Source organism: Lacticaseibacillus daqingensis (genome assembly GCF_003946115.1).
Lineage (GTDB): Bacteria > Bacillota > Bacilli > Lactobacillales > Lactobacillaceae > Lacticaseibacillus > Lacticaseibacillus daqingensis.
The window spans coordinates 109,657-129,994 of sequence record NZ_RHOH01000007.1 but is presented as its reverse complement, the minus strand read 5'-3'; the positions used below and the strand labels follow the sequence as shown (position 1 = coordinate 129,994).

Sequence of the window (20,338 nt, the reverse complement as noted above, 5' to 3'; positions counted from 1 at the left end):
GGTGCGCCATGTCGAGGATAGCGACAAGGGTCGCACTCTACGTGAGTGCGTGAATTGAAATTTGGTATTCAGGACAACCTGGTCAAGCACGTTCGTCGCACTCTACGTGAGTGCGTGAATTGAAATGAGAGCTCTGAATAGCGCTGACCCGGGTTACTGTCGCACTCTACGTGAGTGCGTGAATTGAAATTCGGCGTTGCGCGCAGTAGCTGCGGCTTCACCTGTCGCACTCTACGTGAGTGCGTGAATTGAAATCTAATCGACGGAATCCCGCCACATACTTGCGTCGTCGCACTCTACGTGAGTGCGTGAATTGAAATGATTGACTTGTCGTTTTCATCGCTGTCAGCGGCGTCGCACTCTACGTGAGTGCGTGAATTGAAATAGCGTTTTGTTGAAGAACTCCAGCCGTGTCTGCGTCGCACTCTACGTGAGTGCGTGAATTGAAATGACACCGAGGCTAAGATCGGCAGCCGTGAAGCAAGTCGCACTCTACGTGAGTGCGTGAATTGAAATATGTCTGGGTCACCGGTCGCTTTCATGCCAATGTCGCACTCTACGTGAGTGCGTGAATTGAAATGCGTGGTCTTTGGTCGTTTCGTTCGGGTTCGTGTCGCACTCTACGTGAGTGCGTGAATTGAAATTTTTGTGCCGCCCGTATATGCGCCCGTGTTTACGGTCGCACTCTACGTGAGTGCGTGAATTGAAATGACAAAGACGGCAGTGTGACGGCGCTCGACCTTGTCGCACTCTACGTGAGTGCGTGAATTGAAATAACCGTGCTGGCGACAAAACGGATAGCCTCACCAGTCGCACTCTACGTGAGTGCGTGAATTGAAATCGGTATGGGGAGGGCGAGCAATGAAGCTTGTAAGGTCGCACTCTACGTGAGTGCGTGAATTGAAATTTCCATTGACAAGGGGCACGACAAAGACGTGCGTCGCACTCTACGTGAGTGCGTGAATTGAAATACGCCGGTAACGGTCAGATCATCGAGGAACCACGTCGCACTCTACGTGAGTGCGTGAATTGAAATTACAACATTCGATTGTCCTGACTTTGAGCACCGTCGCACTCTACGTGAGTGCGTGAATTGAAATCAGAAAGTGGAAGTCAGAAGGACGCCGCCAATAAGTCGCACTCTACGTGAGTGCGTGAATTGAAATTGCTCAGGCGGCCACGAGCAGTACGAAGGTCAGTCGCACTCTACGTGAGTGCGTGAATTGAAATAGACTATCGGACGCGTCTGTAATGTCGCCAACCATGTCGCACTCTACGTGAGTGCGTGAATTGAAATTCCAATTCGCGACACTGGAAAGCTTTACCAAGATGTCGCACTCTACGTGAGTGCGTGAATTGAAATAATCTAATAGTAACCAGCTCAACGTGACCCGTAGTCGCACTCTACGTGAGTGCGTGAATTGAAATTATCAATGTAATTAAAGAGGTGCTAGAATTACGTCGCACTCTACGTGAGTGCGTGAATTGAAATGAGGATAACCACATAAGGCTCGAATGGTATGAAGTCGCACTCTAAGTGAGTGCGTGAATTGAAATTTGCAGTGGTGCTGTGAAAATGTCGCCCAGCCGTCGCACTCTACGTGAGTGCGTGAATTGAAATACCTACGCGCTCAAGAACATGATTCCGCAGGCTGTTGCACTCTACGTGAGTGCGTGAATTGAAATGCGTACTATGCGGGTGAGCTACTGGCTGATACTGTCGCACTCTACGTGAGTGCGTGAATTGAAATACCAAAGCAGACGGAGGGAGTGCGGGCAAGGTCACGTCGCACTCTACGTGAGTGCGTGAATTGAAATTTTACCTGCTAAAGTGATCTGCATAATTTCCTCGTCGCACTCTACGTGAGTGCGTGAATTGAAATATCAGCGTCATGTGTGTGCGGGCATCGGCGTAGAGTCGCACTCTACGTGAGTGCGTGAATTGAAATGATAGCCGCGTTGACCCACGCGCCGCCATCACCGTCGCACTCTACGTGAGTGCGTGAATTGAAATTTGAGCTCCTTACGTTGATAAGTGATTGCCTTGGTCGCACTCTACGTGAGTGCGTGAATTGAAATTCCAAGATGCCGCCCTTTTCGTCTAGGGTGGCGCCAGTCGCACTCTACGTGAGTGCGTGAATTGAAATCAAGTAGTCGCCAGTGCGATAGTTGCGATCATTGCGTCGCACTCTACGTGAGTGCGTGAATTGAAATATCAACGCGTATGCCGCTGGTACCGTAACGCCTGTCGCACTCTACGTGAGTGCGTGAATTGAAATTTCCAAGCCAGTGCATACGGTGCGAAGTGCTTGCGTCGCACTCTACGTGAGTGCGTGAATTGAAATCTTGTGTTCCGTCTCAGTGATATAAACAGTGCTTGCGTCGCACTCTACGTGAGTGCGTGAATTGAAATCACAGGTGCCAGTTAATCGCAAGCGCAACAACCAGTCGCACTCTACGTGAGTGCGTGAATTGAAATAATCCCAACGTGCACGCGCTGGATATGATACGGTCGCACTCTACGTGAGTGCGTGAATTGAAATACCACCACGTGATCATGAACCGGATGAATCGCGTCGCACTCTACGTGAGTGCGTGAATTGAAATCAGTTCGACGCGCCACCTCTTTGATTGGTGTGTTCGTCGCACTCTACGTGAGTGCGTGAATTGAAATATGACGATGTCTTTGGAGCGCGGCTTCTTGTTGTCGCACTCTACGTGAGTGCGTGAATTGAAATTCAAGTCTCACGAGCAAGCACAAGCGAAGGCCGCGTCGCACTCTACGTGAGTGCGTGAATTGAAATATCGATAGCCTTGCGCAGTGCCTTGTTAGCTTCCTGTCGCACTCTACGTGAGTGCGTGAATTGAAATCAGTCGCTTATATCGCGCAACAGAGCGAATATTGTCGCACTCTACGTGAGTGCGTGAATTGAAATATACGTGCCAGTCTCGATGCTGACCGGCCCGAAGGTCGCACTCTACGTGAGTGCGTGAATTGAAATCCAGTGATTACCGAAGAGCAAGAAAACGAAATGGTCGCACTCTACGTGAGTGCGTGAATTGAAATCCAGTGATTACCGAAGAGCAAGAAAACGAAATGGTCGCACTCTACGTGAGTGCGTGAATTGAAATCCAGTGATTACCGAAGAGCAAGAAAACGAAATGGTCGCACTCTACGTGAGTGCGTGAATTGAAATCCAGTGATTACCGAAGAGCAAGAAAACGAAATGGTCGCACTCTACGTGAGTGCGTGAATTGAAATACGACGATTATGCAAACTCGATTATCGATGGCGTCGCACTCTACGTGAGTGCGTGAATTGAAATCTGACGTACTGAGAGGCCGTTGGCGGCGTATCAGTCGCACTCTACGTGAGTGCGTGAATTGAAATGTTTCCCCTTTCGTTATTTATCACCAGTCTACCGTCGCACTCTACGTGAGTGCGTGAATTGAAATCGAACGTTTCGACCCTACCCGCCTTGAAATACCGTCGCACTCTACGTGAGTGCGTGAATTGAAATAAGTCTGAACTCCAAGCGACCGAAAACGTCAAGGGTCGCACTCTACGTGAGTGCGTGAATTGAAATCAAAATTCGGCGGCGCTCGTTGTGTTGCCAAGGTCGCACTCTACGTGAGTGCGTGAATTGAAATTGGTGCACCAACATCCTGTCTGCTGACAAGCTGGTCGCACTCTACGTGAGTGCGTGAATTGAAATCAGTGTCAGTCCCATGATGATCTCCCTTCATCGTCGCACTCTACGTGAGTGCGTGAATTGAAATATTTTACGGTGCTATACTTAAGTTACTCCTCCAAGGTCGCACTCTACGTGAGTGCGTGAATTGAAATATTTCGCACCTCTTTCATAAACACCAGCCAGTGTCGCACTCTACGTGAGTGCGTGAATTGAAATTTGGCATCCGCGAACAACGGATACTGCTCTTCCGTCGCACTCTACGTGAGTGCGTGAATTGAAATTTCAGACGTCTCGTGGCTGTCGTTTACCGCCGGGTCGCACTCTACGTGAGTGCGTGAATTGAAATTCAATACCCGGCTGAGCAAAGTGTGATTCATTGCGTCGCACTCTACGTGAGTGCGTGAATTGAAATTAGTACCCGCTTTCCAATGAAATATCGTCATTGTCGCACTCTACGTGAGTGCGTGAATTGAAATAAGTTGGAAAACCCTGTTATTATATCCGCTCCGCAGTCGCACTCTACGTGAGTGCGTGAATTGAAATATCAGCGTCATGTGAGTGCGGGCGTCTGCGTAGTCGCACTCTACGTGAGTGCGTGAATTGAAATTTGAGCCGTTTCGGTACGCCTGTAACATCGATCGTCGCACTCTACGTGAGTGCGTGAATTGAAATTGGATCCAAGCAACAAACTTGGCCCAAAGCGCTTGTCGCACTCTACGTGAGTGCGTGAATTGAAATCTCCCTATGAATTGTAAAAACGCTTGGATTGAGTCGCACTCTACGTGAGTGCGTGAATTGAAATTCGACCAACTGGCACCGATACCACACCAGTTAGAGTCGCACTCTACGTGAGTGCGTGAATTGAAATAAGGACAAAGACGGGAAGGAACACGAAGGCTACACGTCGCACTCTACGTGAGTGCGTGAATTGAAATGAGTGGGAGCTGGAGGTGTGCCTGACCAACCTCAAGTCGCACTCTACGTGAGTGCGTGAATTGAAATAACCCGGCGTGTCTCTGCCATCGAGAACACGGCGTCGCACTCTACGTGAGTGCGTGAATTGAAATATCACAGCAATGGAAAAGGATTTTGTAGAAGACTGTCGCACTCTACGTGAGTGCGTAAATTGAAATATGTTTGAACGAAACCGATTCGTTTCCTACATAGTCGCACTCTACGTGAGTGCGTGAATTGAAATCGGCGGGCTACATCAAGTGCACCGTGCTGAGTCAGTCGCACTCTACGTGAGTGCGTGAATTGAAATGACATGATGTCGATTTGACTGACACCTTGATCGTCGCACTCTACGTGAGTGCGTGAATTGAAATAAGAGCAAGTTAAGGCAGCGCTGGGTTTATCCGAGTCGCACTCTACGTGAGTGCGTGAATTGAAATTCTTGCTTCACGGTTTCAGTTGCTTGCTTGATGTCGCACTCTACGTGAGTGCGTGAATTGAAATCAGACACGTTCACTGACTTTTGGCTGAAGGAGGTCGCACTCTACGTGAGTGCGTGAATTGAAATGATGCCGTCGCCAAAGCCTGACCCCGTGACTGGTCGCACTCTACGTGAGTGCGTGAATTGAAATATTGTGGGATCCTTGCGCCGCCGTTTGACGGCGCGGTCGCACTCTACGTGAGTGCGTGAATTGAAATATCAGTCCCACTTGGCGGTTAGCCAAGCGCACGCGTCGCACTCTACGTGAGTGCGTGAATTGAAATGCGGAGACCTACCACATCTACGACTACCGACAGTCGCACTCTACGTGAGTGCGTGAATTGAAATGAGATGCAGCGTGAGGCAAAAGCCTTCATGGCCGTCGCACTCTACGTGAGTGCGTGAATTGAAATTTGTAAAGCCAGCGATCCATGTATTGATCTAGCGTCGCACTCTACGTGAGTGCGTGAATTGAAATTTTCACAGATGACAATCATTGGTATCCCTACTCGTCGCACTCTACGTGAGTGCATGAATTGAAATGATGAGTCACTCGAGCATGGTCAGTGGATGTGCGTCGCACTCTACGAGAGTGCGTGAATTGAAATGTACCGACCGCGCTCAGTTTCTCACCAACCGAGTCGAACTCTACGAGAGTGCGTGAATTGAAATTCACCCTCCGCAACCACCAGCTCCTTGAGCCGCGTCGCACTCTACGAGAGTGCGTGAATTGAAATCACGGGCAAAGGCAAGGGTCTTAGCGTGACGTGGTCGCACTCTACGAGAGTGCGTGAATTGAAATAATCGGGCCCGTTTAGTGGGGTGAGGGGGTCAGGGTCGCACTCTACGAGAGTACGTGAATTGAAATATCATTCGTCAGTTTCGTCTGGTGGTTGAGTTGCGCGATGCAAGGGGCGCCAAGACTCGCGGGCCGACCGTACTACCGTAAGACGTCACGTTTCAGGCAAAAGGACACGCGGAAAATTAAAAATTTAACGCGGTGTTAAATTTAAGTGGAGGCGTGAACACTCGGTCGATCGCGTTTTTGCCCCTGCTTCGCGCCAATTTTTGCATTGGCCGTGTGTCGTTTTCCCTGAAACTCGTTCAGTCGCCTGTAATCCCGCGCGCCTCGCGGATTGACGTGCACGCGGCGGTAGCGGACAATTAGGGCAACAAACTGGAGGTGGAACGGATGGCGACAGGAGGCTTGCGGGGGAGCAAACGGACGGTGATGATCATGCTCCGCCTTTTTACTGGGGCGGCGCTGACCAAAACCGCGCTTGCAAGTGAGTTTCAGTGCTCGGAAAGTTCGGTGCAGCGCGATATTCGCGAGATTCGCGCGATGATCGCAGAGGCGGGGCTGGCTGAGCAGTTTCAGATCAGCACGGCGGCAGGCCGCGGCACGTACCAGCTCAAGCAGCGCAGCGCGGTGGCCTTGACACCGACACAGCGGTTGGCGGTGGGCCAGATTTTGCTGGCCAGTCGGGGGCTGAGCAACACGGAGATGGCTCCGATTCTGCAGGCGTTGTTGGGGCAGGTGGAAGCAGCGGCGCTGAAGCCGTTGCTTCAAAGCGATTGGCAGCAGTACCGCGGGGTCCCGGATGAGGCGGCCGAATCGGTGCTCGCCACGCTGGCAGTGGTGGTGCAGGCGATTCGCGAGCATGCGCGGCTCCGGTTCACGTATACGTTCAACGGCCAAGCCGTGGTGCTGGAGCGGGTGCCGACTGCGGTGTTTTTTGCCGACTTGTACTTCTTCATGACGTCCGGGTGCGAAAGCGCCTATGACGACCTCGATGTGACGCGGTTGCATAAGTTTGCGCTCACGTCGATGACCGCGGTGCGCCGGGTGGGGCGGGCGGCGGCGCCATCGCAGGCCCAGCGGTTGGAAACCGGGCGCTTGCGCCAGCACACGGCGCTGCCGTTCTTGGGCAATCCGGTGACGCTGGTGATCGATTACTTCTCGGACCCGCAGTACGTGCGCGATCGGTTTCCCCAGGCCAAGCAGCTGGCCACCCCCGTGCCTGAGGCGAACTGGCCGACTTGGCCGGGATGGACGCAGCAGCGGGTTCGGTTCGCCATTGAAGTGAACGACGGCTACGGGATCCGAATGTGGTTGTTGCAGCAGGCGCACATGCTCAAGGTGATTGAGCCGACCGCGCTGCGGGATTATGTCATCACGCGAATGCAGTGGACGCTGGCGAGCTACGGGGCGCAGTGACCTGTGCAAATAACGCACACTGCGGCTGGTACACTACAGGCAATGGTGCGCTGCAGGCACCGACACGATTGTGAGGGAAAAACGATGACATGGGTCAAACACTGGCAGGCACTGGCTGCCTTGGGATTAGGGCTCGGGCTGGCGTTGCTTCTGGGCGGGTGCGCGCCCAAGTCGCAGCCGGCGCCGCACGCGTCAGCGGCCGTTGAACGGCTCACGCACTTTGAGCAGGCGGTGGCGACACTCTATGCGAACCGCGCGGCCACGCAGCCGAGCAAGGGGCTGACCGCGACGGCGCTGGCGAAAGTCACCACGGCGCAGAAGGCGGCGACCGCGCAGCAAAAAAAGCTGACGGCCGCCCAGCGGAAGCGGCTGACCACGGCGCGCCAAAACGTGCAGGCGGCCAAACAGATCTTGACGGTACAGACGACGTTAGCGCAAGCGCTGGATGCACAGGACACGTTGCGTGACGAACAGTTTGACCCAGCACCGCTGCAGGCGGCGTTCAAGGCGGTTCAGGCGGCCAAGCCGAAGTACGCTAAGCGAATCGCCGCGCGTGTGGCGCTGGTCACCACGGAGCTGAACCTGGTCCACCAGCTGGCGGCGGCCCAAACGGAAGCGGCGGCAGCCGATGTGCTGACGGCGATCCAGGCGCTCAAAGCCCCGGGGTTCGTGGCGAAGTACAGTCCGCTGGCAACGGCCAAGCGCGATCAGTTGCATGCCGCGGCGGCCCAGGCGGCCCAGGCCGCCGCTGACGCCAAGGCCAAAGCAGCGGCTGCGGCCAAGGCTGCGGCTGCTGTAGCGCAAACGGCCACCGCACCATCGACGCAAGCGGCTGCGCCGGCCACGACGCCGGCCGCCAGCAAGGTGCTGGGCGTTGCGCGGATCGATCAGTATGCGGCGGGGGCGCCGATGGGGTGTGAAGGGGCCAGTGCGCTGGAGGCGCTGCATTATCACGGGCAAGCGACCGGCTACAACCTGGTCAGCTTCCTCAACACGATGCCGATCGCGGCCGACGATAATCCGTACCACGGGTTCGTTTACAGCCCGTTCAAGATCGCGGATGGGCCCCTTTACCAGTCGATTTTCCCCAGTGCCTTCGTGCCGTGGATCAGCCAGTACGGGACCGCGACCAATATCAGCGGCACGGACAGCGCCGGCTTCGTGGCGGCCATCGATCAAAACAAACCGGTGGTGGTGTGGATCGTCAACCACTACAACGCGCCGCGGTGGGGCAGCTACGCGTGGAGCCGCGGCGTCAACAACGCCCACGTGGTCACGCTGGATGGCTACCGAGCCGGCAGTTTTCACGTGGTGGACCCGGCCAACGGCACGTACTGGATCAGCCAGAGCACCTTCATGGCGGCGTACAACCTGATGAAGTTTGCCGTGGCGATCGGCTAACGGCGGGGCGTGCTGTTCAAATCGTGCACAGGGGATGTGCCATACTGAGGATTGCGCACCGGTTGGCCGCTTGGTTCGGGGGGACGGCGGCTGGGAGAGGCGCGCAGTCGGTCAACACCACGTGACGCGATTGGCGATAGAAAAACCGAAGTGGCTGATCACCAGTCGCTTCGGTTTTTTGGTGTGGTTGCGATCAAGCGAGCGCTGCCACGCGCCGACTGATCTCGTCGCGTACCTGGCGAAAAACGGCCATGACCGTCGCGTCATCGCCGGTGGAAAGCGCTGGATCCGGCAGCGGCCAGTGCACGCGCGTGACGTGTGGTGGGGTGGTGGGGCATTGGTCCCGGGCATCACCGCACAGGGTGACGACAAGGTCAGCACTGGCCAAAAAGGTGGGATCGATCGGTTTGGCGCGTTGGGCCGAGATGTCGAGGCCCACCTCGGCCATTGCGCGCACGGCGTTGGGGTTCAGGCGCTGCGGTGTGAGCCCGGCGCTTTGCACCGTCCAACTGGCATCCAGCAGGTGGCGGGCAACGCCTTCCGCCATTTGGCTGCGGCAGGTGTTACCGGTGCACAGAAAGTAAATTTTGGGCATGGCGCACCTCCGGGTTGTGGTTGCGTTCATTGTCGCACCTGATGCCGCACCGGGCAAGTGGGGGGCAATCTGTTTCATTTCTTACCTCGATCTGTCATTGCATTGACACCGCTTACCGACTTGCTGATAATCGGGGTATTAAAGCGCTTTATCTTTGACTTGGCGGCTTTGGGCGTGACCCGATGCGGTTGAGCGTGCGGCGCAGAAGCGGGGCAAGTGGATGACAGGAACGAAAATCGTGCGGTTATGGGTGGCGCTCACTGTGTTAGTCGGCGTGATGCTCGGGGCATTGGCGGCGCGGCCGGTGCACGCGGCAGCACCGGCAACGGTGGGCTATCAGATGGACAAGGCGGGCACCACGCAGCCTTCGCTCGCCAACGGCTTTTTCACCGGGCAGGCGACCTTGACCCAGGCCGCGGACGGCCGGGTGACGGCGGTAACGCTGCACCTGAGTCGCAATGCCAGCCTAGTGACGGCACTGAAAACCGCCAGCCAAACCGCCACAATTACTAGCACCGGCGCGGACACGGCGGACTTTACGCTGCCAGTCGATGACGCGTTTGCGACGGCCCGCGTGCGCGTCACCATTCAGGTGATGGGGATGACGCAGCAGGCGGACCTGGTGTTTGACGCTGCGCTGGCGCCATCGACGCCGGCGGTCAGCACTCACGCAGTTGCCTTTCAGCTGAATAAGCACGGCACCACGCAGCCCTCGCTGGCCAACGGCTTTTTCACCGGCAGTGCAACGGTGACGGCAACGGTCGGGCAGCCGACCACGGTGACCCTGCACATGGCCAAAAACGGCAGCATGCTGAAGACCTTCACCGTGGGCGACCAGGCAGCGACGATCACGCCCACGGCCGCCGGCGGGGCGGACCTGGTGCTGACGGTGGACCAAAGCTTCGCCACGGCAACCGTGGTGGCCACAATGACCATGGTGGTGATCAACATGACGCAGCAGGCGGACTTGGTGTTCGCGACGCCGCTGCTGCCGGCCGTAGCCCCTGGAACGGCTGATGCGGCGCCCGATGAGCCGCCGAGTGCGGTCACCGACCCGGCGCAATCGGCCCCTGCCGCCACCATGCCGGTTCACCCCACGCCGCCGCCCGCGCCGGGCACGGTGGGCATCCGCGTCTACCAGTCGGTGAACGGTCAGCTGACAGGCCAGCCATCCGCCGCCCAGCAGTTTCTCGCGCAAACGGCGACGACGCAAGCGCACGGTGCCGAGACGACCCTCACGCTGCCCACCACTGGCGCGCTATACCTGCGGCAGTTGCGCGTTGCGGGCCAGTTGGCACAGGTGACGGCGCAGCACGGCAACGCAGCCGACTTGGTGTTCACCCTGCCCACAGCCGCGCTGAGCCGCCCGGTGCCGGTGACGTTTGCACTGACGCTGCCGGATGGCACGCAGATGACGCAGCCGGCCTTCTTTCTGATCGATCTGCCGGTGACTGAGGCCGGGGCAGTGGCGCAACCCGTGGCCGCGGCGGCCACAGTGGGCACAGGGCAGCACGTGTTGACCGCGGGCTTGGCGACGCAAACCGTTGGCTACACCGTGTGGAACGCTGCGCGCAGTGCGTTGTCCACGGCTAACGCGTACTTCACGCACACTGCGCAGGTGGTGCAAACGCCAAGCGGCTACAAGGTGCTGCTGACGGTGACCGCCACCGCCGGGCTGGTGCAGTTCACCCCAGTGTCGGTCAACGGCGCCTCGGTCGTGGCCACCACGCACCGGGTCAGCGCCGGCCGCGATGTCTGGCAGTTCGGCTTTTTGATTCAGTCCGCCACGGCCCTGGATCAGCCGCTGCCGATGGTGATCACGATGCGGGTGCCGATGGCGGGCATCACCGGGCAGTCCTTTACGCTGTGGCTGACGTTCACGGGCAAGGGCACCGCGGCGGCCGCTACGGCAACCCCGGCATCGGCCAGCGGCGGGTTAGCCCCGATTCAGATCGCCAAGCAGCCGAGCGAGCCGCGCCTCCGCGGGGTGCAAGCGGCGCAGCCGGTGAAGTTGCCGGCGCTCAAACACTACCCGATCGTTGCGGAGCTGGGCGGGTTCGGCCTTGCCAGCCTGGCGATCATTGGGGCGACCGGCGTCATTAAGTGGCGCCAGAAACACGGCAAGGAGGGCGTGCATGATGCACAAAACGCTTAGCAGTTGGCTGGTTTTGTTGGCTTTACTGGCGGGCCTGACGCTGACCCACCGCGCGCAACCGGTGCAGGCGGCCAGTGTCGGGTACCAGGCGCTGACCAGTGGCACCGCGCACGCCTCGATGGCGACGCAGTATTTTGTCCAGCCGGCAACCGTGGTGGCCAACGGCGGTCAGTACTTGGTCACGATGACGATCCGCACCAGTGCCAGCCTCGGTAAGTGGCCGGTCACCGTGCTGGCAATTGACGGCAGCGGTCCGGCCAACGTGACGAAGACGCGCCATGGCGGGCAGTACGACTACACTTACGCGTTTCAAACGGCCGCCCTTGACCGCCGCATCAAGGCCACCATTGCCATCAATGTGGCCGGAGTCTACGCCGCGCAGCAACCCATCGACTTCCAGTTTGCCCAGTCGGCACTGCCCAAGCTTGACCCCAAGGCCACGCCGGCGGCCCGGGTGGTGCCTGAGCGCGCGTCAACGGCGCGCGCAACGCGGCAACAGGCGGCTGCGATCCGGGCCCTGAACCGGCAAAATGCGCGGACGCAGCGGGCCGTTTTGCTCGGCGGCCCAGCGGTGGTGCTCCTGCTGGCGGCCGGGGCGTGGGGCCTCATCCGGCGTCACTGACCCACCAAAATCGGCATCCGCCGCCGCCCGAAATGCCCGGGCAAGCGTGGGATGCCGATTGCGTTAGTGCTGCCGGCGTTCCTGAATGTGGGCCAGCGTCAGGTGGTAAATCGCCAGGACGTGGTCGTCCACGAGCCGGTAGAAGATCTGCTTGCCGTCACGGTCGCCCAGCACCAGGCGCTCCTGCTTGAGCAGGCGCAGCTGGTGGGAAACGGTCGATTGGCCCAAATCCAGGCGCTCGGCGAGCTCGGTCACGGTGATCGGCCCCTCGGCGATGGTCAGGATGATCCGCAGGCGGGTCGCATCGCTCATCGTTTTGAACACTGCCAGCACCTCGCGGAGGTCCTCATCGGTGGGAATCGTGTCTGTTTGCTCATGCATCTGCCGTCACCGCTCCTTGTTTGTCTAACGGTTAGTCTAACAGATTTGCGGCGGTAGGTCACGACTCGCGGCGCATGTGCAGCAGGCGCAGGCCGTTCAGGATCACGAGCAGGGTACTGCCTTCGTGAAGCACCACGCCCCACGCGATGTTGGTCAGCTGCAGAGCGTTCAACCCCACCAGCAGCACGACCACGCTCATGGCAAAAACGAGGTTCTCGCGCACGATGCGGTCGAGCTTGCGTGAGACTCGGTGGGCAAAGGCGAGGCGCGCCAGGTCGTTGTCGACCAGCACGACGTCGGCAACGTCAATGGCCACATCGGTGCCGGCGCCCATGGCGATGCCGACTTCGGCGCTGGCCAGCGCCGGGGCATCGTTGACCCCGTCGCCGACCATTGCGAGCGGGGCAAAATGGGCCTGCAGGCGGCTGATGACGCTGGCTTTTTGAGTCGGCATCACGTTGGCGTACACGGTGTCGATGCCCAGGCTCGCCCCCACGGCGGCGCCGGTGGGCTGGGCGTCACCCGTGATCATGACCGGGGTCACACCGTGCGCCTTGAGGTAGTCGATGGCTCCCTTGGCGCTGGGTTTGGGTGCGTCTAGCAAGGCGATCAGGCCTACCACCACCCCGTCTCGGGCGATCAAAATGACCGTTTTGCCTTGATGGGTGAGCGCGGCCACCTGCGCCTGCCACGCGGCCGGGACAGGCGCAAAGCGGGCGGGCTTGCCGATGATGAACTGGTGGCCGGCAACGGTGGCGGAAAGCCCCTGGCCCAGCTGGCTGTGCACGGTCACGTCACACGGCGGGACCGTCGGAAAATGGGCGACGATCGCCGCTGCCAGCGGGTGGTTGCTTTGACGCTCCATCGCGACGATGACAGGCAACAGCTCGGCTTCGACCACGGCGGCGCTGAACCGCACGTCGGTCACGCTCGGATGGCCGGCGGTCAGCGTGCCGGTTTTGTCAAACGCGATCGCCTTGAGCTGCTTGAGGTTGGCCAGGTAGCGGCCGCCCTTGAACAGCACGCCGTTTTTGGCCAGCGTGGTGATGCCGGCCAGGGTGGCAGGGACGGCGCTGGCCGCCAAGGCGCACGGGGAGGCGGCCACGAGAAAGCCGATGGTGCGGTACCAGCTGGTGGCCCAAGACCAGCCAAAGCCAAGCGGTCCAGCCAAAAGCACGAGTGGCAGGGCGGCAAGCACCAAGCGCACATAACGCGGCTCGAAGCGCTGGATCATCGAGGCGGTTTGGGTCGGCGTGTTCTGCGCTGCCGCCACGAGCCGGATGATCTGCGCGAACACGGTGTCTGACGCGGCCTTGGTCACGGTCATGTCAAAGGGGTGGTTGCCGTTCAGCGTGCCGGCGAACACCGGGTCGCCCGGCCCTTTTTCGCGCGGAATGGCCTCGCCGCTGATGGCGGCCTCGTTGATGGCGCCGGTACCGGTCAAAATGGTGCCATCGATGGGGATCTGCGCACCGTTTTGAATCAGGAGTCGGTCGCCCACGGCTAAGTCGTCGACGGCCACCACCTCGACGCGGCCGCCTGCGGTGTAGCGCCGCGCATTGTTCGGTGCCATGGCCATCAGCGCGGTGATCGCGCTGCGGCTCTTGTTTTCAGCGTATTCTTCCAGAAAGTGGGCGCCGGCGAAAATCAGGATCAACAGCGCGGCCTCGGTGGGACTCCCGATGGCGAGTGCCCCGAGCGCGGCGAGGATCATCAGCAGGTGAATGTTGGGGGTGAAGCGGTGGGCGGCCTGGGTCTGCACCACCGTGTCATGCAGGCCCTCCCAGGCCACATGGTAGCCGGCCAGGCCCGTGGCGAGGGTGGCCAGCGCGGCCTGGGCCGCCGGGGGCACGACCAAGGACACCAGAAAGGTGCCAGCGCCAAGCAGGTAAGCAGTGGTTTCGCGGTTAAGTTTCATCAGTGATCTCCAGAGATCTCCTTACTACGATTGAACATATGAACAATCATTCATTTGATAAGACCACTGTATCAGCTGACGCAGGCGGTTGTCAACGACCAAGCGTTGAAAAAATGACCTGCGCCAAGGTCTCGCGGGCGGGCCTGCTCACGGCGTAAAGTGGGCGCTTCGCCTTAACGGCTGTGGGTTCTGTTCTGGCCGCATGACTGGGAATTTTTTAGGAACACCGAGCGTACTGGCGGCAGGCGCTGATGCGCACACAAAAATGACTTGCACACAACCTAAGATGATGCGACACTGAAAGCGGAGGGTTTGCGATGAAGGTAGCCTTTAGTGTTGATAATCATGTGGACGTGAATCAACTGGACGCCCAAGCGGTCGTGGCTCGGCAGGCGGCTTACCTGACCGAACACCGGATCAGCGTGTACGTGAATGCCGGCGATACGTTCAACGACTTCACCAAGACGCTGGCGTTTTTTCAGGCGTTGCAACGGCAGGCGCCGACCACCACCGTGCGTTTTTTGGCTGGGAACCACGACTTGGTCAACGGGATCAGTTACGCGGAGGCGCAAAGCCCGGTCGATCCGCTGTACCTGCACGAGCAAACGCTGGCGCTGCCGAACACGGACACGGTGATCGTCGGCAACAACGGCTGGTACGATTACTCGCTGGCCGCGCCTTGGTTGCACAAAACGGCGGCGGAGTTTGCGCAGTGGAAGCGCGCCTACTGGATCGACCGCGGGATCGACCAGCCGGTGAGTGATGCCGAGCGGATGGCGCGGGTGCTGGCCACCACCCAGGCCGCACTGGCCGCCAACGCGGGTAAGCGGATCTTGTACGCCACGCACTTTGTTCCGACGGGGTTGTCGATGGCCCCACCGGAGGCGCCGGAGTACTGGCAGATGGCGATGGCCCTGATGGGGTCGGCGCACCTTGGGACACTCCTGGAGGCGCACGCGGTTTCGGCGGTCGTGTACGGTCACCTGCACCGCCGCGAGGCCCCATTGACGGTCGACCGCACGGTATTTTACCACCAGCCGATGGGGTACGGCCTTCGCCGCCTGTACGAGTGGCAGTCTGCTGACTGGTTCACCGAGTGGACGCGCACACTGGTGGTGCTGGACATTCCGGAAAAAAAGGTTGCCACGCCGGCGTAAATTTTGTATAGTATAAAACGTTGATTCGCGCACCACTTATGGAGGATTAGCGAAGAGGCTAAACGCGACGGACTGTAAATCCGTTCCTTCGGGTTCCTAGGTTCGAATCCTAGATCCTCCATCACAGCAGCGCCCCAAGTTTCCGACCGGAAACTTGGGGCGCTTTTTTGGATTTGGGAAGCTGCTGAGCAAGTTACTGGGCAATTGTGAACGCGCGTGCTAGACTGCAACCGTTCAGGAGGTGACGAAAGATGCAGAATTTTGGCAAACCACACGACCAGGCGGGCCAGTGGGGGACCAACCGCGGCCGGCAGGGGGGTGAGAAAGGGGGTGGGGCCACATGACGGAACAGGCATGGGCAACGCACTTAAAGCACTTGGCCACCGCGGAAGCGCTGGAGGGTCCGGCGCTGATCGCACGCGCTGAGCGGCTGATGCAAGATGATTACCGCTTCGATGCCCCGTACGCGATGGAGCCGACGCAGACAACGGTGCACTTAGCGCCGTTGGACTGGCGAGCGGTGCCCAACGGTGACCCGGAGTGGCGCTATATGCTTCAGCGCCAGGAATACCTGCTTGAGTTGCTGGGAGCGGGGCTGTTGACCGATGATCCACGATTTTTCGCTAAAATGAAAGCGCTTCTATTGTCGGCGGTGGTGGCCGATGCGGACCCGACCAACTGGCGCACGCTGGATATCGGCTTGCGGTTGATGGCGTGGGCGCCGGTTGTCGCGTCACTGCAACGGCTGGCGCAGCTGACGGTGGCGGAACAGGTGCAGATCGATCAGGCGGTCAGCGCGCAGATCGCGTTTTTGATGGCCCATGAGCGGCCCACTGACGGACTGTCCAACTGGGGCATTCTGATCACCAGTGGAGTGCTGGCCTACGCGGCGCGGCACCCGGCGAGTGTGTCGCGCGCGCAGCAGGCGTGGGCGGCCGAACGGTGGCAGGAAGGGTTCGCGCTACAGGTCACCCCGGCCGGCAGTCACTGGGAGCAGGCGCCACTGTACCAGCTGGAGGTCTTGCGCTCGGGGCTGGCGGTGGTGGCCGCGCGGCAGGCCACCGGTGCCGCGACGCCGCCCGCAGTGTTACACCAGTTGCACCAACTGGCTGTGGCGTTAAGTCAGGCCGTGTTGCCGTCGGGGCAGCTGCTGCAGCAAGGCGATTCGGACGCCATTGCGGTCGCCAGCGTGTTGACGACCGCGGAGGTGTTGCTCGGGCAACCGCTACGTTGGGCTGCGGTCCGCGGGACGTACGATTGGCTGCTGCTGGCCTTGGCGCACAGCAGTTGGCCGGTACCCGAGGCGGGGCACCTGGCGCGGCCACGGCAGTTCTTCGACCCGATCAGCGGCAACGCGTTTTGGCGCAGCGGGGATGAGGCCACGGCCGATTTTTGGCACGCTGCGGCGGGGCCGGTCGGCAGTGGGCACGGCCACGCCAACCTCGGCCATATCGACCTGGTGATCGGTGGCGTGCCGGTGCTGATCGACCCGGGGCGCGGCACCTATGTCGATGGGCCGTTGCGACGCACGCTCAAAAGCGCCGCGGCGCATAACACATTGGTGCTGGACGACCGCCCGGCGATCGTGCCGATCGACGCGTGGCAGGTGACGGGCGTGGGCCAGCCGCTGGCGATGACGCTGCAGCCGCTGGCGCAACAGGCGCTGGTGCGGATGCGCTACCGCGACGCCGACGCCGTGGTGACCCGAACGTGGCTGGGGCTCCCAGACGGCTCAGCCTATGTGCTGTTGGATGTGGTGCAGGCCGCCGGGGCCCACACCGCGACCCGTTACTTTCAATTGGGCTCCACGCTGACGCCGACTGTGGTGCCCGGCGGGGCGCAATTGGGCCCGGGGCTGATGTGCCTGAGTTCCGCGGGCACGCCGCAGGTGACCATCGGCCCATGGGCGCCGGCGTACAATGTTCAGGCGACGACGCACCGGCTCACGTTGACCCACGCGTTTCAGGACTGGGACGCGCAGGTGACGGTGTTTGGCGCGCTTGATGCGGTGGTCAAGGCGCCGCTGGCCGCCGGCGTCGGCGCGGCTGCCACCGCGGGGTTCACCCTGCACGGGCCCACCCATGAGTGGCTGCTGACCGTCGCCCCACAACCGCCGGCCAACCTGATGGCCCCAACCGTGGTGGCGGGTGTGCCCACCATCGGCGAGCTCAACCTGTTTCAGCGTGAGGGCGACCGCGCGCTGGCGCACTGGCGCTTGGCGTAGGTGGTGCCGGGCGCGCATGAATCGGCCGGCGAGTGATATTAATTGACTGAAACCGTTTTCGGTGATATAAAGTGGCCATGACTTAAGCGCTTAAGTCCAAAACTGGTCAAAGGCTAGGCAATGTGCACATGAAACCAAATCTCAAAGACATCGCGGCGCGCGCTGGTGTCTCAGTTGCAACTGTCTCATACGCGTTAAACGGTCAGGAAGGGGTCAGCGAAGCGACGCGGCAGCGGATCCTGGCGATCGCCGCATCGCTGAACTACACCCCGCACCTGTCGGCCCAGATCCTGGCGACGCGCACCTCGAAGCTCGTGTGTGCGCTGGTGGATTCCTATCAGGCGGATGTGACCACCCAGCTGATCGCGCGGATCGAAGCCGCATTTATCCAAACCGGGTACCAGTTGCTGGTCACGGACCGGCTGGTACCAGAACTGTTACGCTCAGACTTATTCGACGGCCTGATCGTCTTGGATCTGACGCTAGACGCCACCCGGCAAGCGGAGATCTTGGCACTGGGCTTACCGACCGTGTTTTTGGCGGGTACCGCAGCCGGGCCAGGGGCGTGTGTCGTCGGCGATAACGTCGGCGGCATGAAGCTGGCGTGGCAGGCGATGCAGGCCTCGGTCCACCGGCGGCTTTGCGTCTTGGCCGGTCGGCGCGCGTCCGTGAACAGTGCGCAGCGCTTGAATACACTGCGCGCCACCTTCGAAGACGCGTTTCCACAAACCAACTTTGACGCGCGGGTGGTCCCCGCGGACTTCTCGATCACTCAGGCGTATGACGTGAGCCACACGCTGGTGAAGCAGTACGATGCGTTCATCTGCTTGAACGATGCGATGGCGCTGGGGGTTTATCGCGCGGCGTTCGAAGCCGGGCTGCGCGTTGGGCAGGACCTCTCCGTCATCGGTTTCGATAATTTGCTGGCAGGGGCGTACGCCCTGCCGGGACTCACCACAATAGGCTTTGATCCGACTGCCTGGGCCAACACGGTCTTGGCGGTGTATGAGGCGGTTCGCCTGGCGCCACGGGGGGCGCAGGACGGACAGCACCGGTTGATCCCCGCAACGTTGATCGACCGACATTCGATTCGCAAGCGTGATTAAACTGAAGTGAGGATGGTAAAAGATGAAAATCAAGTCAATGGTGATGGTGACGCTGACCGCTTTGGCCGCGCTGGTGCTGGTGGCGTGTGGCGGCAAGTCCAGTTCCTCCGGTAGCAACAGCACGTCGAGCAGCGCGCCGACGCTCAAAACGGCACGGGTGAAGACGGGCACGCTGACCGCGTATGTGCCGGCGGGTAAGAACACCGATTGGTTGAAGAACGCACTGACGCTTTACAACAAGAAGTACGGCACGAGCTTGACGCTCAAGACCACCGATGTGGCGCCGGCTGTGCCGATGGTGCAAAAGATCACCCCGATGCTGGTCGCAAAGCAGACGATGCCGGATCTGATCATGTTGCAAGACAGCAACGCGGGCTCCATTCTGGCAAAGTTCCAGGATAGCTTCTACGCGTCGCAGGACTTTGGCTTTATCGGCCAGTACGGCAAGGACTTTTACCCGGCCAAGATGAGCTACGCCAAGACGATCGCGCCGAACAAGAAGGTCTACGGGTTCCCGAACGACTGGGGCACCAGCATGATGTTCTACAACGCCACGCTGTTCAAGCAGGCTGGGGTGGACATGAGCCAGGTGAAGACCTGGGATGACCTGATCGCGGCCGGTAAGACCCTGAAGGCCCAAACCGGCAAGAACCTGCTGTACATGCGCGACACCGGGGAGCTTGACACGGTCAAGAACATCGCCATGGAGCTCGGCGCCACCTTGATCGACAAGGATGGGAACGTTGATATCACCAACGCCAAGGTGCTGGAAGCCTACGCGATTTTGAAGAAGATCCAAGATGCCGACATCGTGTCCTACGGCAACACGGCCGATTACCTGAAAATTGGGCAAGAAAGCGGCATGATCCAAGCCGGGGGCTGGTTCGCCGCGATGCAGCAAACCACCTACACGAGTGGCAAAGGGGACTGGCGGATCGCCCCGCTTCCGCTGGTGAACGCCAGCGACAAGCCGGTGTCCCCGATGAGTGGGGGCTCGTCTTGGTACGTGGCTAAGAAGGCTAAGAACCCGGTCGCTGCGATGCAGTTCATCAGCTTCGTGCTGACCAACAAGGATTCCTTGGATGAATACCTGAAGCTGACGGGGCTGCCGGCGAACACCACGGCCTACACGTCAACGCTGGCCAACCAGACCTTCGACTACTACGGTGGCCAGAAGATCCTGCAGGAAATGAACACGATCACCAAGGCCAGCATCACGGGGTACGCGTTCCCGTATACGGCTGATCTGGACACCTACCTGGCTGCCGCCAGTTATGAAATTCAAAAGAATGGCACCGCCCCGAAGACCGCCCTGGCGGATCAAGCGGCGAAGTTTGCGGCCAAGTACAGCATCAAAGTGGTGCAGTAACACGGCGCTGACGTGACAACCGAGGCCGGGGAACAATTCCCGGCCTTTCTTGTTGGCGCTGG

General features: G+C 59.6%; 11 protein-coding genes, 1 tRNA gene and 1 CRISPR repeat array (1 of these 13 cut by a window edge). Of the genes, 9 read left to right on the top strand and 3 right to left on the bottom strand.

Features of this window, described 5'->3' with window-relative positions; translation table 11 throughout:
* A CRISPR array of direct repeats spans positions 1-5,998; the repeat unit is 32 nt; unit sequence GTCGCACTCTACGTGAGTGCGTGAATTGAAAT (it extends 8,652 nt beyond the left edge of the window).
* 324 nt (positions 5,999-6,322) lie between these two features.
* Together EKM88_RS09740 and EKM88_RS13390 are read left to right on the top strand one after the other, a co-directional pair.
* Positions 6,323-7,348, top strand: coding sequence for a helix-turn-helix transcriptional regulator (locus EKM88_RS09740; protein ID WP_125705649.1), 1,026 nt, complete (start codon positions 6,323-6,325; stop codon positions 7,346-7,348).
* Between the two features lie 84 nt (positions 7,349-7,432).
* The gene (locus tag EKM88_RS13390; RefSeq protein WP_191988716.1) at positions 7,433-8,749 is read left to right on the top strand and encodes a C39 family peptidase; all 1,317 of its coding nucleotides are present in this window, start codon (positions 7,433-7,435) and stop codon (positions 8,747-8,749) included.
* Between the two features lie 193 nt (positions 8,750-8,942).
* Here the strand turns inward: EKM88_RS13390 and arsC are convergent, their stop codons facing one another.
* The gene (gene arsC / locus EKM88_RS09730) at positions 8,943-9,344 is read right to left on the bottom strand and encodes an arsenate reductase (thioredoxin) (RefSeq protein WP_125705647.1); all 402 of its coding nucleotides are present in this window, start codon (positions 9,342-9,344) and stop codon (positions 8,943-8,945) included.
* A 220-nt stretch (positions 9,345-9,564) separates the two neighbouring features.
* On the opposite strand from arsC, the gene EKM88_RS09725 reads away from it, so the two are divergent.
* Together EKM88_RS09725 and EKM88_RS09720 are read left to right on the top strand one after the other, a co-directional pair.
* Complete coding sequence (locus EKM88_RS09725; RefSeq protein ID WP_125705645.1) at positions 9,565-11,499, top strand: hypothetical protein; 1,935 nt, start codon at positions 9,565-9,567, stop codon at positions 11,497-11,499.
* A complete protein-coding gene (locus EKM88_RS09720; protein WP_225418465.1) occupies positions 11,480-12,121 on the top strand; it encodes an NEAT domain-containing protein in 642 nt (213 codons plus the stop codon). The genes EKM88_RS09725 and EKM88_RS09720 overlap by 20 nt, the downstream gene beginning before the upstream one ends.
* Before the next feature lie 63 nt (positions 12,122-12,184).
* Here the strand turns inward: EKM88_RS09720 and EKM88_RS09715 are convergent, their stop codons facing one another.
* A complete protein-coding gene (locus EKM88_RS09715; protein ID WP_125705643.1) occupies positions 12,185-12,502 on the bottom strand; it encodes an ArsR/SmtB family transcription factor in 318 nt (105 codons plus the stop codon).
* Positions 12,503-12,560: 58 nt separating this feature from the next.
* A complete protein-coding gene (locus EKM88_RS09710; protein WP_125705641.1) occupies positions 12,561-14,420 on the bottom strand; it encodes a heavy metal translocating P-type ATPase in 1,860 nt (619 codons plus the stop codon).
* Between the two features lie 317 nt (positions 14,421-14,737).
* Here EKM88_RS09710 and EKM88_RS09705 point away from each other — a divergent pair, with 317 nt between their 5' ends.
* From EKM88_RS09705 to EKM88_RS09685, 5 genes are all read left to right on the top strand, one after another.
* Positions 14,738-15,577, top strand: coding sequence for a metallophosphoesterase (locus EKM88_RS09705; RefSeq protein WP_125705639.1), 840 nt, complete (start codon positions 14,738-14,740; stop codon positions 15,575-15,577).
* A gap of 40 nt (positions 15,578-15,617) precedes the next feature.
* A tRNA-Tyr gene (locus tag EKM88_RS09700) sits at positions 15,618-15,698 on the top strand.
* A 219-nt stretch (positions 15,699-15,917) separates the two neighbouring features.
* Positions 15,918-17,801, top strand: coding sequence for a heparinase II/III domain-containing protein (locus tag EKM88_RS09695; RefSeq protein WP_125705637.1), 1,884 nt, complete (start codon positions 15,918-15,920; stop codon positions 17,799-17,801).
* Between the two features lie 128 nt (positions 17,802-17,929).
* Positions 17,930-18,907, top strand: coding sequence for a LacI family DNA-binding transcriptional regulator (locus tag EKM88_RS09690; RefSeq protein ID WP_125705635.1), 978 nt, complete (start codon positions 17,930-17,932; stop codon positions 18,905-18,907).
* Positions 18,908-18,929: 22 nt separating this feature from the next.
* Positions 18,930-20,276, top strand: a complete 1,347-nt coding sequence (locus tag EKM88_RS09685) for an ABC transporter substrate-binding protein (RefSeq protein WP_125705633.1) — start codon at positions 18,930-18,932, stop codon at positions 20,274-20,276.
* Positions 20,277-20,338: the final 62 nt, after the last annotated feature.

Coding starts and splice junctions, on each gene's coding strand:
- EKM88_RS09740 (WP_125705649.1), top strand. CDS start 6,323: ATGGCGACAGGAGGCTTGCGGGGGAGCAAACGGACGGTGATGATCATG.
- EKM88_RS09690 (WP_125705635.1), top strand. CDS start 17,930: ATGAAACCAAATCTCAAAGACATCGCGGCGCGCGCTGGTGTCTCAGTT.
- EKM88_RS09710 (WP_125705641.1), bottom strand. CDS start 14,420: ATGAAACTTAACCGCGAAACCACTGCTTACCTGCTTGGCGCTGGCACC.
- EKM88_RS09695 (WP_125705637.1), top strand. CDS start 15,918: ATGACGGAACAGGCATGGGCAACGCACTTAAAGCACTTGGCCACCGCG.
- EKM88_RS09715 (WP_125705643.1), bottom strand. CDS start 12,502: ATGCATGAGCAAACAGACACGATTCCCACCGATGAGGACCTCCGCGAG.
- EKM88_RS09705 (WP_125705639.1), top strand. CDS start 14,738: ATGAAGGTAGCCTTTAGTGTTGATAATCATGTGGACGTGAATCAACTG.
- EKM88_RS09720 (WP_225418465.1), top strand. CDS start 11,480: ATGATGCACAAAACGCTTAGCAGTTGGCTGGTTTTGTTGGCTTTACTG.
- arsC (WP_125705647.1), bottom strand. CDS start 9,344: ATGCCCAAAATTTACTTTCTGTGCACCGGTAACACCTGCCGCAGCCAA.
- EKM88_RS09685 (WP_125705633.1), top strand. CDS start 18,930: ATGAAAATCAAGTCAATGGTGATGGTGACGCTGACCGCTTTGGCCGCG.
- EKM88_RS13390 (WP_191988716.1), top strand. CDS start 7,433: ATGACATGGGTCAAACACTGGCAGGCACTGGCTGCCTTGGGATTAGGG.
- EKM88_RS09725 (WP_125705645.1), top strand. CDS start 9,565: ATGACAGGAACGAAAATCGTGCGGTTATGGGTGGCGCTCACTGTGTTA.